Source organism: Actinomycetota bacterium, from assembly GCA_030684515.1.
GTDB lineage: Bacteria > Actinomycetota > Actinomycetes > S36-B12 > S36-B12 > UBA11398.
The window spans coordinates 259541-274950 of the sequence record JAUXVJ010000024.1; the positions used below are offsets into that span (position 1 = coordinate 259541).

Sequence of the window (15410 nt, forward strand, 5' to 3'; positions counted from 1 at the left end):
ACCTATTCGTGAATTCCTGCCTAGTACGGCAGGTTGAGGTTGAACTCGTAGGTGGCAAACTTCGCGGCCTGCTCGTTGAGTTCGTCGATCGTCCAGAGGCCTTCCTTCTCGATCGAGTCCACGATTGCCCACGGCTGGAAGAGGTAGACCGCGCCGCCCTGCACGAAGTAGGTGCGACCTCTGCTTGGGCAGTCAGCAGTGGACAGCCAAGCCACGAAGGGCGAGATGTTCTCTGGGCCGCGCGGATCCCAGGCATTGGGGTCGACTGTCTTCAGTCGCTCTTCTTCGGCCTCTGCTGCGCCCGGAACGCTGAGGGTGAGGCGGGTTCTGGCCGATGGGGCGATCGCGTTGACAGTCACGCCATAACGCTCGAGTTCCATCTGGGCGATGTGAGTGAAGGAGCCCAGGCCACTCTTGGCAGCGCCGTAGTTGGTCTGGCCGACATTGCCGAACAGCCCCGAGGTCGAACTGGTGTTGACGATGTTGGCCGGCGTGATGCCGCGCTCCTTGCTCTTTGCGCGCCAGTACTGAGCAGCGGCACGCGTCGGCGCGAAGTGACCACGCAGCGTGACGCGCATGATGTCGTCCCAGTCCGCATCGCTCATGTTGACCAGCATGCGGTCACGAAGGATGCCGGCGTTGTTGACCAGGATGTTGAGGTCACCGAAGGCCTCAACAGCCTGATCGATCATGTTCTGCGCGCCCTCAGAACTGGCGACGTCATCGGTGTTGGCCACTGCCTCGCCACCAGCGGCAATGATCTCGTCGACGACCTGCTGCGCCGGGCCAACGTCACTGCCGGAGCCATCGTTGGCTGCGCCGAGGTCATTGACCACAACGAGTGCGCCCTCTTTGGCGAAGAGCAGCGCATGCTCGCGCCCGACTCCCCGACCAGCGCCAGTGATGATGGCAACGCGTCCGTCCAATGCACCCATGCTGAGACTCCTTCGTGGTGGTCGTGCGTGCTCGTGTTCTTCGCGCTGTGCTTGCGCTGAGGTGTGGTGCTTGCTTTGGTGCTAGTTGGTCTTGACTTCCTTGAACGGCTGGTCACGATCAACCTGCGGCTCCTTGGGCAGCCCCAGTGAGCGCTCGCCGAGGATGTTGCGCATGATCTCCGGAGTTCCACCGGCGATCGCGCCACCAGGAGATGCGAGCAGCGTGGTTGCGGCGCGGGCCGCGACCTCGTCATCGTCGGTCCAGGCCTGGCCGGCTTCAGCGAGCAGGCTCATGGCCATATCGGCGCTGCGCTTGCCGAGCTCTGAACCGCTGAGCTTGGCGATCGAACCCTCAGGTCCGGGAGCCTTGCCAGCCTTCATGCCGGCACGCATCCGGTCACCGAGAATCTGGATCAGACGCTCTTCGACGTAGATGCCAGCCAGTTCCTGACGGGTTGCGCTGTCGTCCTGCTTGCCCACCTTGGTGACCAGCTCGGACAGGTTGTCGAACTGCGGGGTGCCCGAGCCACGGCCAAGGCCGCCGCCGCCAGCACCGATCGAGACGCGCTCGTTCATCAGCGTGCCGATGGCTGCCATCCAGCCGTTGTCGATCTCGCCGACCAGGTTCGCTGCTGGAACGCGGACGTTGTCGAAGAAGACCTCGTTGAAGCCGCTGCCACCACTCATCTGGCGCAGTGGTCGCACGGTGACGCCCGGTGAGCTCATGTCCACGATGAACATCGTGATGCCCTTGTGCTTGGGGACATCCACGTTGGTGCGGGTGACGATCAGGCCGAACTTGGAGAAGTGCGCTCCGGAGGTCCACACCTTCTGACCGTTGATGACCCACTCGTCGCCCTCTTTGACCGCCTTGGTGGTCAGGCCGGCAACGTCGGATCCGGCGCCTGGCTCAGAGAACAGCTGGCACCACACTTCGTCGCCGCGCAGCATCTTGGGGATGTGCTCTTCGCGCTGGGCTTCAGTGCCGTACTGCAGCAGCGTTGGCGCACACATGCCCAGGGTCACCATGAATGGCGAGACCGGCATTTCGTAGCCATTGGCCTCTTCGTTGAAGACGCGCTGGTGGTTCATCGTCAGGCCCTGGCCGCCGTACTCCTTTGGCCATGAAAGGCCCGAGAAGCCGGAGTCGTAGATCTTGTTCTGGAAGTCGCGGGCGTAGGTCAGGTAGTCCACGGTCTCGCCATCAGCCTCTGCAGCTGCGGTGTGGTCGTCCAAGCGCTTGCCATTGGCCTGGAACCAGGCCCGCACCTCGGCGCGGAAGGCTTCAAGATCAGTGGTGGTGTCAGTTGAAGTTGTCATGGTCATTCCTCCTAGTAACCCAAGCCGACGAGCAGTGCCTCGCGGTGCTGCGCGGGAGTGCCGAACAGTGCCGAGGTGCTGCGTGAGCGACGGAAGTACAGATGCGCTGGGTGCTCCCAGGTGTAGCCGATGCCACCGTGCACGCGGATGTTGGTGAGCGTGGCGTTGGTGTACGCCTCTGAGCAGGAGACCTTGGCCAGGCTTGCTGCCAGTGCCAGATCGTCTTGGCCTTCAGCTGCCTTGTCGGCTGCATCCTCTGCAGCGCCGCGGGCCTTCTCCACCTCAACCAGGGTGTTCGCGCACATGTGCTTGATGGCCTGGAATGAGCCGATGATGCGACCGAACTGCACGCGGATCTTGGCGTACTCCACGAACATGTTCATGACTGCCGTTGCGCCACCGAGCTGCTCGCTGGCGGTAAGGATCGCTGCGAGTTGCTGCAGCTGCTTCACGGTGTCTTCTGACTCGGCCAGCAATGTTGCCGGGGCGTTGGTGAAGCTGATCGAGCCCTGCGGGCGGGTCAGGTCAATGGCGTTGAGCTCGGTGCGGGTGACGTCTGCCGCATTGACGGCGAAGATGCCGACGCTGCTTGGCGTTGCTGCGGTGACCACATAGAAGGTGGCGCCACCGTTGTCGAGCACGAAGCTCTTGGACCCGGTGACGGTCCAGGCATCACCGGACTTGCTCGCCTTTGTCTCATGTGCCACGACGGGCCATTCGCCTGCGGCTTCGGTCAACGCCAGCGCTGCGGTTGCCTCGCCTGCGGCAAGGGCCTCCAGGTAGGGCTTCTTCACAGCATTGTCGGTGCAGAGCAGGAAAGGCAAGGTGCCAAGGGCTGCGCTGGAGAGCATCGGCAGCGGGGCCAGCGTGCGACCGAACTCCTGCAGCACCGCGCCGAGTTCGGCATAGCCGGCTCCTTGACCACCGAATTCCTCGGGGATTACCAGCCCGGCAAGGCCAAGGCCCTGCGAGAGCTTCAACCAGGCGTCAGCTGGCACTGTCTCTTTGCCATCGGCGATGCGCTGCACCTTGTCGATGGGGTAATTGGCGTCCAGATAATCGGCAACTGCGCTGCGGAGAGCCTCGCGCTCTTCGGACATGCTCGACATGCGGCCTCACTTTCAGGGGATTTCCTGAATCGTGCCAGATCACCGATGAGGCCGTGGGCGAAAGAGGGTAATTGTTTACCGAGATCTCTAGTCACCGTTGGGGGTGAAGCCGGCGCATGCCGCGCGCGTTGGAATCCCTCAGGCCTCGACGAAGCCAAGCTTCTTGACTACGTACGTGTTCATCGATTCCTGTCGTTCAGCGGCCTCAAGCGCGACTCTCTTGTGCAGGTCAGCTCCAAGTCGCAGGTTGAATTTGCCGGAGAAGGTCCGCTCGTCCCAGGGAGCCGGGATCTGTTCATCTTGAGCGAGCATGTCCTGCAGGACTTCTTCAACAACAGACGTCAATCCAGCGAGGGCAGCTTCGCGCGTTTCCGCGATCCACGATAGCGACGGGAACTCCACAACGGTCGCGATGAAGTCATTGTCCTTCACCGACCAACCAAGCCGATAGGTGTAATGGTCAGCCTGTGGGGCAGCCTTCGCCTTACTCTTCGTCGTCATCGTCGGCCTCCTTCTTTGCGATTGCCGCGAGCACCTGTCGGACTTGGTACTCCTTGGCCTTGCCGTGATGGTTCTGGATGTTCACTCGTGGATCGCCTGGCCATGAAGTCTTGAACACCGCATGCGATGTCGCGCTGCTGCGCGGCATTCCGAAGTGGTGCTCGCAGACCTTGAGCAAGTCTTGGTATCGGACGTTCCTTGGGTTGTTCCTCATGTCGGCGACAAGCTTGGCTACCGACGACATGAGGAATAGTACCACTAGCGGTACCACTAGCTGGAGTCCACAACCTCGAAGGTGTCATGCGACTTGTACAGCGTCCTTGAGTTTGAGCGGCACGGTCTCGGGAAATGAGATCACCAGGTGCCGACCCAGCGCGATGGCAACGCGAGCCAAGGTGTCGACGCGATTGCCGCTTCCCCCGCCTTCTTCCAAGCGGGAGATGACCGACTGCGTGGTCCCCATGCGCTGCGCAAGTTCACGCTGACTCAGGCCGGACCCGGTGCGCAACTCGCTAAACGCGAACGCCCGATGTCATGACCACATGACGTGGCGGATGGTTGGCGTCGATGCTGGCGATCTCTTCAACATCGCGCCAGCCCTGGGCGTGCACCACGATCCGGTACTCCCCCGGCTCGGGAAGGGTCGCGGAGTAATTGCCCTTGGCGTCGGTGCGCTCCCAATCGATCTGCTCACCCTGCAAAGTGGAGAAGACCAGTTGGGCGTTGTTGATCCCGATGCCGTCTGTATTGGTGACGCGGCCATGCAGGACGAACTCATGCGGACGCTCAGTCATCAGCTCTGCCTCTTGATGAGCCAGCGCATCTGCCCCAGCAGAGACCGCCACATTTGCCTCGTCGAGATTGCGTGGCAGGAACCAGGCCACGAAGGCGGCAATAAGTGCAGCGATTGCTGCACCGATGTAGACGAGTTGGAATGCCGCCAGCTGGGGCAGCACTGCGCCACCGGCGACTTGGAGCGTGATTCCCGTCAGGATCGCTGCGACCGCTGCACTGGAAACCGAGGTGCCCATCGTGCGCATGACGTTGTTGAGGCCGTTGGCAGCAGAGGTCTCCGAGATCGGCACCACACGCATGATGATGTTGGGCGCCGCTGAGAAGGCGATCATGGTTCCGCCGGAGACGATGATCGCGCCGACTGCGATCTCCCAGACCGACGAGACGAAGTAATAGCGATAGGCGTATCCGGCGGCAAGAATCAGACAGCCGACGAGCATTGCGCGCTTAGGTCCGAACTGCGTGACGATACGCGCGCCTACTGGGGCCATGCCCACCATCGCAGCCGCCGATGGCAACAGGACAAGACCCGATTGGAACACCGTCAGACCAAAGCCATAGCCAGTACTCGTTGGCATCTCAAGCATCTGGGTGCTGGTCAAGATATTGGCGTACATCGAAATGCCGACGACGAAGGTGGCGATGTTGGTGAGCATCACTGGCTTGTGCATCGTGGTGCGCAGATCGATGACCGGCTGACTGACGCGAAGCTCGAGAGGTATCCACAACGCGAACAGCACTGCTGCTATCGCAAACAGGCCAAGGATCGAAGGATTGGTCCAACCCCAGTGCTCGCCCTTGGTGATGGCCAGCAGCAGTGCCGTCAACCAAAGTGAGATGAGACCGGCGCCGGCGTAGTCGAATTTGCCGCCGCTGCGAATGGGCGATTCAGGGACGACGAACAGGATCGCGATCAAACTGAGAGTGCCGGTGATGGCTGAGACGCCGAAGATCGCGTGCCAGCCGAGAGTCTGGTAGATCAAACCGCCCAGCGGCAGCCCGATGCCCGCGCCGATGCCCATCGTGCCGCTCATCAACGCGATCGCGCCGGGCAGCTTCTGCGGCGGAATCTGATCGCGCATGATGCTCATGCCGATCGGGATCAAGGCCATCGCAAAGCCCTGAAGGATTCTTGCCACGAGCATCTGCCCGAATGTGACGCCAAAAGTGCCGATCAGGGAACCGAGGATCAGCACCAGGAGGCTGAGGATCATCATCCGGCGCTTGCCGTACATGTCGGCGAGCTTGGCCACCGAGGGGATTGCGACCGAGCTGGAGATCAAGGTTGCGGTGATCAACCACGAGGCTTGTTCGGGCGTGCAATTGAGCAGCGCCGGGATTTCAGAAAGCAGCGGGATGAAGACCGTCTGCATGATGGACACCACGGCCCCACTGACAGCCAGCACGGCAATGATGGCGTTCGGCGAGTACGTGCGAGTCTTCAAATTAAGTCGCTCCTTGGAAAGTGAACGCTCGTTCACTGCCAAGTATATGCTCCAGCGTTCAACTACTGGACACCCTCAGTCTCCTTGAAGCCCTCATCGAGCCTCTTCAAGGCGCCGATCACGGTTGATCGCTCAGTGGTGAACCAGAACGGGGGCATGCTGGCCCGCAATGCTCGCGAGTAGCCAGCCGTGGCAAGCCTTGAATCCAGCACGGCGACCACGCCCTTGTCGTTGAGGCTGCGAATCAAACGGCCCGCGCCTTGAGCCAGCAGTAGCCCGGCTTTGGGAACAGCAATACTGCGAAAGCCCGAACCACCAGCGTCATCGATGGCCTGCTGCCGTGCCGCTACCAGCGGATCATCAGGTCTGGGGAAGGGAATGCGGTCAATGACCACGCAGATGCAGGACTCCCCTGGCACATCAACTCCTTGCCACAGCGACACTGTGCCGAGCAATGTGGTTCCTGGTCGATCGGCGAAGCTCTTCACCAGCGGTCCAACCGCATCGCCGCGCTTGTGCACCAGTAGTGGGTACTTCTCAGTGTTCAGGCGAACCTGTAGATATTCAGCCGCTCGTTCCACTCCGCGCCAACTGGAGAACAGCGCGAGCGTTCGCCCACCGGCAGCTTCAATCAGTTCGGCCAGGGTGTCCAGGGCTTCCATCGGCACGCCGTCGCGATTGGGTGCTGGCAGTTCACTGGCGACGTAGAGGATGCCCTGCTTGGCGTGATCAAAGGGTGAGCCGACGTCCATCGTGGTGACGGGCTCCTTGGTCAGGCCAAGACTGGCGACAAGTGAGTCGAAGCCGCCGCCAACGGTCAGTGTTGCGCTGGTCAGCACCACTGGCGAGCGACTGAAGAGCGACTCGCGGAGCAAGCCGCCGACGGACAATGGGGCTCTTCGCAGAATAGGCGCGCGGTTCTCGCCCGGGTCAATCCATACGACTTCGCGATCATCGGCGATGAGCATCCCGCCGGACGTGTCATTGAGTTCTTCAACTGCGGCCTTGGCCTGCTGCAGGCGAGCAAGCGCATCTGGATCAGCAGTTTCCTTGTTGCTGTTCAGGACCGTCATCACCTTGTGACTGGCATCGCGCAGCAAGGTCAGCGCAAGAATCAATTCGTCTGGCAGTGGCTGCAGTCGCGTTGGCCCTGGCAGGTCCAGCGCTGCCTCGCGCAGTGCTTCGTCGAGTGCATCCAGCGCATCACGCAACTGCTCGAGGATCGCCTCCTCAACAAAGCGACTTGCTCTGCTGATCGTTCTCTCAGCCAGCGCAATGCTGAGTTCAGCGGTGAGCGCACTTGTCGCGCGATCAACAAGTTCATGGCCTTCGTCGATGATGACTGCGGCGTGCTCTGGCAGAACCGGAATGCCTTCAAGAGCATCAACGGCAAGCATCGCGTGATTGGTGATCACGATGTCGGCTTCATTTGCCTTGGCTCGTCGCTTGGCGGTGAAGCAGTCCTGCCCGTACACGCACTTTGTCTCGCCCACACACTCGCGACGTCCGACTGACAGGCTGCGCCACACACGCGAATCGATCTCGTCGTCGTACTCATCGCGATCGCCGGTCTCGGTCTGCTCTGCCCAGGCGCGCACCGCAACTACCTGTTGACCCAGTGCGCTGCGTGGGGTGTCGAACAGCGCTTCCGTGTCATCCTCAGCAGGCGAGCCGTGCAGCTTCTGCAGGCAGATGTAGTTGTTGCGACCCTTGAGCACGGCGTAGGTGACTGGCCGGTGGAGCTGGCCTTCAAGAGCAGCAGTCAGTCGCGGGAGGTCGTTCTCAATCAACTGGCGCTGCAGTGCAAGTGTTGCCGTGGCAACAATGACTGAGTCGTTGGTGGCTACCGCATGCAGTGCTGCTGGTACGAGATAGCCCAGAGACTTTCCGGTGCCGGTGCCAGCCTGGATGATGGCGTGACCGCCACCCTCAATTGAGTCAGCCACTGCTTGTGCCATTGCGTGCTGACCCTCGCGCCTTTCACCGCCGATCGACTCAACTACGGCGTCGAGGGCATCATCAAGTTCAGACACGCGCTGCCTGGAGCACGTTCGCGAGGTACTTGGGCACACGGGCATGCACATGCGTGCCTTCAGGAAGGTGGTCAAGGTCGATGACATCGCCGAGTTCATGCACGCGCGAGATGAGATCACCGCGCGAGTAGGGCACGACCAGATCCACCTCTTGCATCAACTGCGGAAGGTCTTCTTCAATGGCCAGCAGCAGTTCTTCGATGCCTTGGCCAGTGAGCGCTGAGACCACAACAGCATGAGGTTCGCGGCGCAGCAGAGTGACGAGCTGATCCTGCTCGGCTTGATCGGCCTTGTTGATGACGATCAGTTCAGGGATGGCATTGGCCTCTATGTCGTTGAGCACCTCGCGCACTGCAGCGATCTGCTCTTCAGGTGCTTCATCGCTTCCGTCGACCACGTGGATGATCAAGTCAGCACCTTTGACTTCCTCAAGGCTCGATCGGAAGGCCTCAACGAGTTGGTGCGGAAGGTGACGCACAAAGCCAACAGTGTCCGTGAGGGTGAACTCCTTACCGGCTGGAGTCTTGGTCTTGCGAATGGTCGGATCAAGGGTGGCGAACAGCGCATTCTCAACGAGCACTCCGGCACCTGTGATGCGGTTCAGCAGGCTGGACTTGCCGGCGTTGGTGTAGCCAACGATCGCCACAGCAGGCACGGCAGCACGACGACGCATCGAGCGCTGAGTGGTGCGCGCCTTCTCCATCTCCTTGAGTTCGCGGCGCAGCTTGGTCATCTGGGCGCGAATACGGCGGCGGTCAGTCTCGATCTTGGTTTCACCAGGACCTCGAGTACCCACACCGCCGCTTGCGCCACCGGCACGACCACCGGCCTGACGTGAGAGTGATTCACCCCAACCACGAAGTCGAGGCAGCAGGTACTGCATCTGGGCCAAGCTGACCTGCGCCTTGCCCTCTCGACTGCGCGCATGCTGGGCGAAGATGTCAAGAATCAACCAGGTGCGATCGACAACCTTGACCTTCAGTACCTCTTCAAGCTTGCGCAGCTGGCTGGGGCTGAGTTCTCCGTCGCAGATCACCGTGTCAGCCCCAAGGGCAACGACCAGCGCGCGCAGTTCGATGGCCTTGCCCGAGCCAAGGTAAGTGGCCGGGTCTGGTGAATCGCGACGCTGAATCACGCCTTCGAGCACTTCAGAGCCTGCAGTCTCAGCCAGCAGCGCGAGTTCTTTCATGCTGCGGTCGGCCTGAGCCTGATTGCCTTCAGTCCACACTCCGGCGAGGATCACCCGCTCAAGGCGAACCTGGCGATACTCGACCTCGGAGATGTCCTGGAGTTCAGTGCTGAGCCCAGCAACACGGCGAAGCGCATTGCGCTCCTCAAGTTCAAGGCCGTCGTAGGCGCCCAGACTCAGATCGTCGGGTTCAAAATCTCGCTCAGTCATGTGCTCTCATGATGGCAGCAGAATGCTGCCTCGGGCTACCAGCACTGCCGGGCCGGTGAGCGTGAGATCCCAGTTCTCGAGTTGGTGCACGATCAACGTGCCTCCTGGCACATCCACCATGACGCCCTCGGGTGCCCGCAAATCAACGTTCGGGTAGCGCTGGGCGGCTGCCCAGGCCACTGCGCAGGCCCCGGTGCCACAGCTCATGGTTTCGCCCGATCCACGCTCATGCACCCGCATTGCCAAGTGATTCTCACCGCGACTGACGACATATTCGACATTCACGCCATCAGGAAACAGTCCCGGCGGCAGCACAGCCGGAGGTACTTCCAGAGATCCGATTTCATCCAGATCATCAACGAAGGTCACCGCGTGCGGGTTGGGGACGTGGACTCCGATGGCTGGCCAGAGCTCATCCTTGATCGCCACCAGCGGAATCGTGCTGGACGTCATGCCCACTGCGGGGCCCATATCCACCGTGACCGAGAGATCTGAGTTCATCCTGCATTCGCGCAGACCGGCGCGGGTGGCGATGACGACATCGGGGTCGGTGATCAGCCCGACCGCATCGAGGTAGCGCACAAAGACTCGGATGCCGTTGCCGCACATCTCGGCAATCGAACCGTCGGCATTGCGGTAGTCCATGAAGAACTCCGCGGAGTGAGCCAGATGCGCAAACTCAGGCACGAGATGGGTGCGCACAATGCGCAGCACGCCATCGCCGCCGATGCCTTCGTGGCGGTTGCAGAGGAAGCGAACTTCATCGACAGACAGGTCTCGTCGACCATCAAGATCCGCGAAAATCACGAAATCATTGGCCGTGCCGTGGCCTTTGGTGAAGGCGATCTCGTTTAGCGCAGCCATCCTTCTAGCCTAGTGCGGCGGCGATTGCGTACTCCTGGTCCACGCGAGCCAGCACGCTTGGCCAGGCCTGGTCAGGAGTGTGCGTGCGATTGAACGTGGACAGCTGATCAAGCAAAGGACGATGCGTTGCCAGGGTGGCGATGGCGTTGGCCATCCCAGCATCGGAGTCCACGAGCAGTCCCTCGAGGTAGTCGCGAATGAACTCCGTTGTGCCGGTCTGCGAACGAGCAATAACCGGCAACCCAGCGCAACGGGCTTCAAGTGCAGCGATGCCGAAGGACTCGCGGACAGACGGCTGCACATAGACATCGCTCAAGCCGAAGATCTCGCGAATGCCAGCATGATCAAGGCGTCCAGTGAAGGTGACGAGATCACCGAGATCGTGTTGACCCACATAGGCCTCTGCGCGGGTTCGCTCAGGGCCATCGCCAACGATCCGAAGGTGCAGATGCGCCTGAGCCCCCACCTGCGAGCGCACGCTCTTGAGGATCTTCAGCAGAGGCAGCGTGCGCTTGCGAGGTGCCAAGCGCATGACCGTCACCAGATTCAAGGTGCGCGGTTCGCGTGAACGCAGTGGCAGTGACCACTGCTGAGGGTCGATGCCGTTGGGCAGCACAGTGACCGAACCAAGGGCCGGAACCGCAGCTTCGATGCGTCGCGCAGCAACATTGCTCACTGCGGTGATGCGCGCACCCCAGCGTGACCAATGAGCCAGGGAGTCACTGAGCCGATAGCCAGGTGCGGCCAGCGGGCCCCACACACCGTGCACGGTGACGACGACAGGCAGGCCGAGCTGGTGGGCAGCGCGGACGGCTCCCCAGGCAAAGGGTGAGACCACGCCCACATGCACGTGGACGAGATCAACTGGCGAGTCCTTGAGCGTCTGCAGCACGTTTGCTCGGGTGCGCGGATGGATCGGCAGGCTGAAGGGCATCCGGGCAGTGACGCGATGCACCGGGATGTTGTCGATCTTCTCGGTGCCCGAGCGAACGAGGTGACCAGTGGTGGCCGTGATGATCTCAACCTGCTGCCCACGCATGTCCTGCTGTATTGCCAGCGCCCGAACCTGCGTTTCGATTCCGCCGGTGCGAGGCAGGTAGCAGTCACTGACATGGGCAATTCGCACGTGGCGACCGTACGACAAGATAGGAAGATCATGGCCATCCCCCCGCCCGCGAGGACTCTGGTCTTTGTGCATGCGCATCCCGATGACGAGGCGCTCCTCACGGCCGGCACGATGGCGCGCGCAGTAGCCGAGGGTCAGCGGGTGGTCTTGGTCGTTGCCACCAATGGCGCTGCAGGCCTCACAAGTTCAGACCTTGCCAGCGGATTAGCAGAAGTGCGATCTGCTGAATTGGAGACTGCAGCACAAGCGATCGGCATTCATCGTCTCGTTTCCCTGGACTATGCCGACTCCGGACTTGAAGCGGAGGTCGACAGCGGTTTCGCCCACGTGGACCGCTTCACCGTGGCCAGGCGCATCGCCTCGGTACTCGATGAAGAGCAGGCCGATGTGCTGGTCGGCTACGACCCATCAGGGGGCTATGGCCACCCCGATCACATCCAGGTGCATCGATCAGTACGAGCCGCCAGCGTGCTGGCCAAGAAGGCGCCGACCCTGTTTGAAGCAACCCTCCCCCGCGAGCCGATCGTCAGGGCGGTGCGACTGGCTGCCCGCATGCGCATCACGCCCAAGGATTTTGACCCGAGCACCTTCGACTCGGCGTGGACGCCCAGCGCTGAGATCACTCACCGCATCGATGCTCGCAAGTACTGGCCGATCAAGCGCACGGCATTGCGCGCACATGCTTCTCAAGCCCAGGCGGATTCTCAGATTCGCACCCTCGCAGTGCTCACGCGACTGCCGAGCGCGATCGGCATGCACCTGCTTGGCACCGAGTACTACTGCTTGGTGTCCTCACCCAAGAGTTCGCAGACACGATCGGCAAGCAACGGCTCGTTGTAGTCCAGCCAGGTGATGCGGGTGTCACGCGCAAACCAACGCTGTTGTCGGCGCGCGAACTTCCGGGTGATCGCGATGGTGGTGTCCTGAGCCTCCTCCAGTGAGCACTCCCCCGCCAAGTACTCCAGCACCTGCGTATATCCCAGAGCCCGAGATGCCGTAAGAGATTTCGCGAGTCCCGGAAGTGCGCGCACTTCATCAACAAAGCCATCGTCAAACATCTGATGCACACGCAGAGCGATGCGCTCGTCCATCTCAGCGCGATCGATGCGCAATCCCACTCGCACGCAGGGAAACAGCTCGACCGGATCGGGCAGCTGTGCAACAAACGGCTCACCGGTCAGTTCGACGACTTCCAGAGCACGAACGATGCGACGACCGTTTGTGGGCAAGATTGCGGCAGCAGCCGCCGGATCCACTTCTGCCAGCTGCGCGTGCAGTGCTTCGGGGCCTACTCGTTGCAGTTGCTCCTCGAACTTTGCACGGACGTCAGCGTCGGTAGCGGGAAACTGCAGGTCATCAAGGATCGCGGAGATGTACAGACCCGAACCGCCAACAACGATCGGCACGGCCCCACGGGCGGTCACATCTTCAATCGCTGACCGAGCCGTCTGCTGAAAGTCCACGACGGTCAGCGGATGCTCAACTGGCCAGACATCAAGCAGGTGATGCCTGATGCCGCCACGTTCTGCTTCGCTTGGAGTCGCGGTGCCGATGTCCATGCCGATGTAGGCCTGCATCGAGTCGGCGCTGATGATCTCGGCATTGCGTTGCTCTGCAATCAACTGCTGGGCCACGGCAACAGCCAGCGAGCTCTTGCCCACTGCCGTTGGCCCGACAATGACGAGCAGCGTCATCGACCTGCCGCACTCATGGCTTCTGCCAGGGCCGCCAGGAGGCGACGAGGTAGTTCACCCCAAACGGAGCCGTCTCAAGCGCCAACTCACCCTGCTTCAAGTGCTGACCAGCAAGGGCAGCAACCTGCCAGGCCGGCAAGCCCTGGCACCACAGGCGTTCCGCCTGCTCCTGGGTGATCTCAACGAGGGTCTGGAAGTCTGCTGCCGCCAGTGCCGCGCTGACGACTGCATCGAAGTTGAGCGCATCAGGCTGGATGTAGCCCGGCGCCTTCTCGGTGCGAGTAGCTGAGCCGTCGCCTACAACCAGCAGCACCGTGGGCACATCCGCTGCCCGCGCCTGGACCTCTTGCGCAATGAGCCCGCGCTCAGTGCTCGTCGTCTGCTTGCCGACACTCAGCGCGAGAATCGGCTGGTCGGCGCCGGCGGCTTCCAGTACAAATGCCGCGATGGTCAGCGCAAGTGGCAGGGTGGCGGTACCAGCCCCGATCGAGAAGTCGGCGTGACCGCCAAGGCCCTTGCTCGTGCCAATACCACCCTCGTCGAACCATGCCGTCTCATCCGCTGATCCGATCGCAATGATCTGTCGAGCATCCGGAAGAAATTCAGACAGCAATTCGATCGATGCAGCTCGCACATCATCGAGCAGGCCTTCGACGTCAACATCCGCCAGGAGCAGTGGGGACGACGGGATGAAGACAGCCCCTACGATCACGCGCTGCCCACTCGAAGAGTGGGCATGCCCAGCGAGACTCCAGGAGCTGCGATCGGCTGTTCACCGGCATCACCAGCGGCTGTGCGACGCACGGCGATCATGCGATCAGCAATCAAGTGGTGCGTTGCCGCATGAGTGACGACAGCCGTGACAACGTCGCCCGCGCGCGGAACGGGAAGTTTCGGATCCAAGCCCACATGCACGAGTCGGTTATCAACGGCACGGCCTGAGATGCGCAATGTGTCGGCGTCCTTGCGGCCCTCACCCAAGGCGACGAGCACCTCAACCTCACGGCCCAACTGCTTCTTGTTCTCCTGCCAGGAGATGTCATTCTGCAAGGCCACCAAACGCAGGTATCGCTCCTGCATGACCTCGCGAGAGATCTGGTTGGGCATGGTGGCCGCAGGTGTGCCAGCACGTTGCGAATACAAGAAGGTGAAGGCGTTGGCAAAGCGCGCCTGCTCGACCACATGCAGGGTCTGCTCGAAATCCTCTTCGGTCTCGCCGGGGAAGCCGATGATGATGTCCGTGCTGATGGCTGCATGGGGCATTGCAGCGCGGACCTTCTCGATGATGCCGAGGTACTTCTCCTGACGGTACGAGCGACGCATCGACTTCAGGATCTCATTGGATCCTGACTGCAAGGGCATGTGCAGTTGCGGCATCACGTTTGGCGTGCTTGCCATCGCCTCGATGACATCGTCAGTGAAGTCGCGCGGATGGGGCGAGGTGAAGCGCACTCGCTCAAGGCCTTCAATGGATCCGCAGGAACGCAGCAGCTTGCCGAACGCGAGTTGGTCGCCGAACTCAACGCCATAGGCATTGACGTTCTGACCAAGCAGGGTGATCTCAATGATGCCCTGATCAACAAGGGCTTGGACTTCAGCAAGAATCTCGCCGGGTCGGCGATCCTTCTCAGTGCCGCGCAGCGAGGGCACGATGCAGAACGTGCAGGTGTTGTTGCAGCCGACGCTGACCGACACCCAGGCCGCATATGCCGACTCACGACGAGTGGGCAGGTTCGACGGAAACTCCACGAGCGCCTCGGCGATCTCCACCTGCGACTGCTGCTCAATGCGAGCACGCTCAAGCAAGACCGGCAGCGACCCAAGATTGTGGGTGCCGAAGACCACATCGACCCAAGGCGCCTTGCGGACGATCTCACCTTGGTCCTTCTGAGCCAGGCAGCCGCCCACAGCAATCTGCATGCTCGGGTTCTTCTCTTTCACCGGCACAAGATGCGAGAGGTTGCCGTACAGCTTGTTGTCTGCGTTCTCGCGCACCGCACAGGTATTGAAGACGAGCACATCAGGAGTCGAACCGTCGATTGCCTTCACATAACCGGCTTCCTCGAGCAGGCCCGACAGCCGCTCAGAGTCATGCACGTTCATCTGGCAGCCATGAGTACGCACCTCATAGGTACGCGGACCACTGCCTACGGATTCTGATACCGGGAAATGGCTGTCAAGCAAGGACC

The 15410-nt window shown here is 61.4% G+C and carries 15 protein-coding genes; 1 reads left to right on the forward strand and 14 read right to left on the reverse strand.

From position 1 onward, the window contains the following. Positions 1–20: 20 nt before the first annotated feature. The 11 genes from Q8M73_10080 to Q8M73_10130 form a co-directional block, all read right to left on the reverse strand. Positions 21–935, reverse strand: coding sequence for an SDR family oxidoreductase (locus Q8M73_10080; protein ID MDP2288896.1), 915 nt, complete (start codon positions 933–935; stop codon positions 21–23). 81 nt (positions 936–1016) lie between these two features. Continuing rightward, complete coding sequence (locus Q8M73_10085; GenBank protein MDP2288897.1) at positions 1017–2255, reverse strand: acyl-CoA dehydrogenase family protein; 1239 nt, start codon at positions 2253–2255, stop codon at positions 1017–1019. Between the two features lie 11 nt (positions 2256–2266). Then, the gene (locus Q8M73_10090; protein MDP2288898.1) at positions 2267–3364 is read right to left on the reverse strand and encodes an acyl-CoA dehydrogenase family protein; all 1098 of its coding nucleotides are present in this window, start codon (positions 3362–3364) and stop codon (positions 2267–2269) included. A gap of 138 nt (positions 3365–3502) precedes the next feature. Next, complete coding sequence (locus Q8M73_10095; GenBank protein ID MDP2288899.1) at positions 3503–3865, reverse strand: type II toxin-antitoxin system HicB family antitoxin; 363 nt, start codon at positions 3863–3865, stop codon at positions 3503–3505. Beyond that, positions 3849–4109 (reverse strand): toxin HicA, encoded by a 261-nt coding sequence (locus Q8M73_10100; protein ID MDP2288900.1) that lies wholly within the window; start codon positions 4107–4109, stop codon positions 3849–3851. Before Q8M73_10100 ends, Q8M73_10095 begins: the two co-directional genes overlap by 17 nt. Positions 4110–4163: 54 nt before the next feature. Continuing rightward, complete coding sequence (locus Q8M73_10105) at positions 4164–4373, reverse strand: helix-turn-helix domain-containing protein (protein MDP2288901.1); 210 nt, start codon at positions 4371–4373, stop codon at positions 4164–4166. A 4-nt stretch (positions 4374–4377) separates the two neighbouring features. After that, positions 4378–6141, reverse strand: coding sequence for an MFS transporter (locus Q8M73_10110; GenBank protein ID MDP2288902.1), 1764 nt, complete (start codon positions 6139–6141; stop codon positions 4378–4380). Between the two features lie 26 nt (positions 6142–6167). Beyond that, the gene (locus Q8M73_10115; GenBank protein ID MDP2288903.1) at positions 6168–8138 is read right to left on the reverse strand and encodes an ATP-dependent DNA helicase; all 1971 of its coding nucleotides are present in this window, start codon (positions 8136–8138) and stop codon (positions 6168–6170) included. Beyond that, the gene (gene hflX, locus Q8M73_10120; protein ID MDP2288904.1) at positions 8131–9537 is read right to left on the reverse strand and encodes a GTPase HflX; all 1407 of its coding nucleotides are present in this window, start codon (positions 9535–9537) and stop codon (positions 8131–8133) included. The genes Q8M73_10115 and hflX overlap by 8 nt, the downstream gene beginning before the upstream one ends. Positions 9538–9543: 6 nt before the next feature. After that, entirely contained in the window at positions 9544–10401 is an 858-nt protein-coding gene (gene dapF / locus Q8M73_10125) for a diaminopimelate epimerase (GenBank protein ID MDP2288905.1), read from the reverse strand. Positions 10402–10405: 4 nt separating this feature from the next. Further along, on the reverse strand, positions 10406–11527 hold the full coding sequence (locus Q8M73_10130) for a glycosyltransferase family 4 protein (protein ID MDP2288906.1): 1122 nt from the start codon (positions 11525–11527) through the stop codon (positions 10406–10408). A gap of 30 nt (positions 11528–11557) precedes the next feature. On the opposite strand from Q8M73_10130, the gene Q8M73_10135 reads away from it, so the two are divergent. Continuing rightward, complete coding sequence (locus Q8M73_10135) at positions 11558–12367, forward strand: PIG-L family deacetylase (GenBank protein ID MDP2288907.1); 810 nt, start codon at positions 11558–11560, stop codon at positions 12365–12367. Here Q8M73_10135 and miaA read toward each other — a convergent pair. The 3 genes from miaA to miaB are packed head-to-tail and all read right to left on the reverse strand — an operon-like array spanning position 12304 to position 15405. Continuing rightward, positions 12304–13221 carry a tRNA (adenosine(37)-N6)-dimethylallyltransferase MiaA gene (gene miaA / locus Q8M73_10140; GenBank protein ID MDP2288908.1) on the reverse strand — a complete coding sequence of 306 codons (918 nt, stop codon included), beginning with the start codon at positions 13219–13221 and terminating at the stop codon, positions 12304–12306. The genes Q8M73_10135 and miaA overlap by 64 nt on opposite strands. Positions 13222–13234: 13 nt before the next feature. Continuing rightward, positions 13235–13933: a hypothetical protein gene (locus tag Q8M73_10145; GenBank protein ID MDP2288909.1), complete on the reverse strand. Its 699-nt coding sequence runs from the start codon at positions 13931–13933 to the stop codon at positions 13235–13237. After that, complete coding sequence (gene miaB, locus Q8M73_10150; GenBank protein MDP2288910.1) at positions 13930–15405, reverse strand: tRNA (N6-isopentenyl adenosine(37)-C2)-methylthiotransferase MiaB; 1476 nt, start codon at positions 15403–15405, stop codon at positions 13930–13932. Before miaB ends, Q8M73_10145 begins: the two co-directional genes overlap by 4 nt. Positions 15406–15410: the final 5 nt, after the last annotated feature.

Coding starts and splice junctions, on each gene's coding strand:
- hflX (MDP2288904.1), bottom strand. CDS start 9,537: ATGACTGAGCGAGATTTTGAACCCGACGATCTGAGTCTGGGCGCCTAC.
- Q8M73_10085 (MDP2288897.1), bottom strand. CDS start 2,255: ATGACAACTTCAACTGACACCACCACTGATCTTGAAGCCTTCCGCGCC.
- Q8M73_10135 (MDP2288907.1), top strand. CDS start 11,558: ATGGCCATCCCCCCGCCCGCGAGGACTCTGGTCTTTGTGCATGCGCAT.
- dapF (MDP2288905.1), bottom strand. CDS start 10,401: ATGGCTGCGCTAAACGAGATCGCCTTCACCAAAGGCCACGGCACGGCC.
- Q8M73_10095 (MDP2288899.1), bottom strand. CDS start 3,865: ATGACGACGAAGAGTAAGGCGAAGGCTGCCCCACAGGCTGACCATTAC.
- miaA (MDP2288908.1), bottom strand. CDS start 13,221: ATGACGCTGCTCGTCATTGTCGGGCCAACGGCAGTGGGCAAGAGCTCG.
- Q8M73_10090 (MDP2288898.1), bottom strand. CDS start 3,364: ATGTCGAGCATGTCCGAAGAGCGCGAGGCTCTCCGCAGCGCAGTTGCC.
- Q8M73_10100 (MDP2288900.1), bottom strand. CDS start 4,109: ATGTCGTCGGTAGCCAAGCTTGTCGCCGACATGAGGAACAACCCAAGG.
- Q8M73_10080 (MDP2288896.1), bottom strand. CDS start 935: ATGGGTGCATTGGACGGACGCGTTGCCATCATCACTGGCGCTGGTCGG.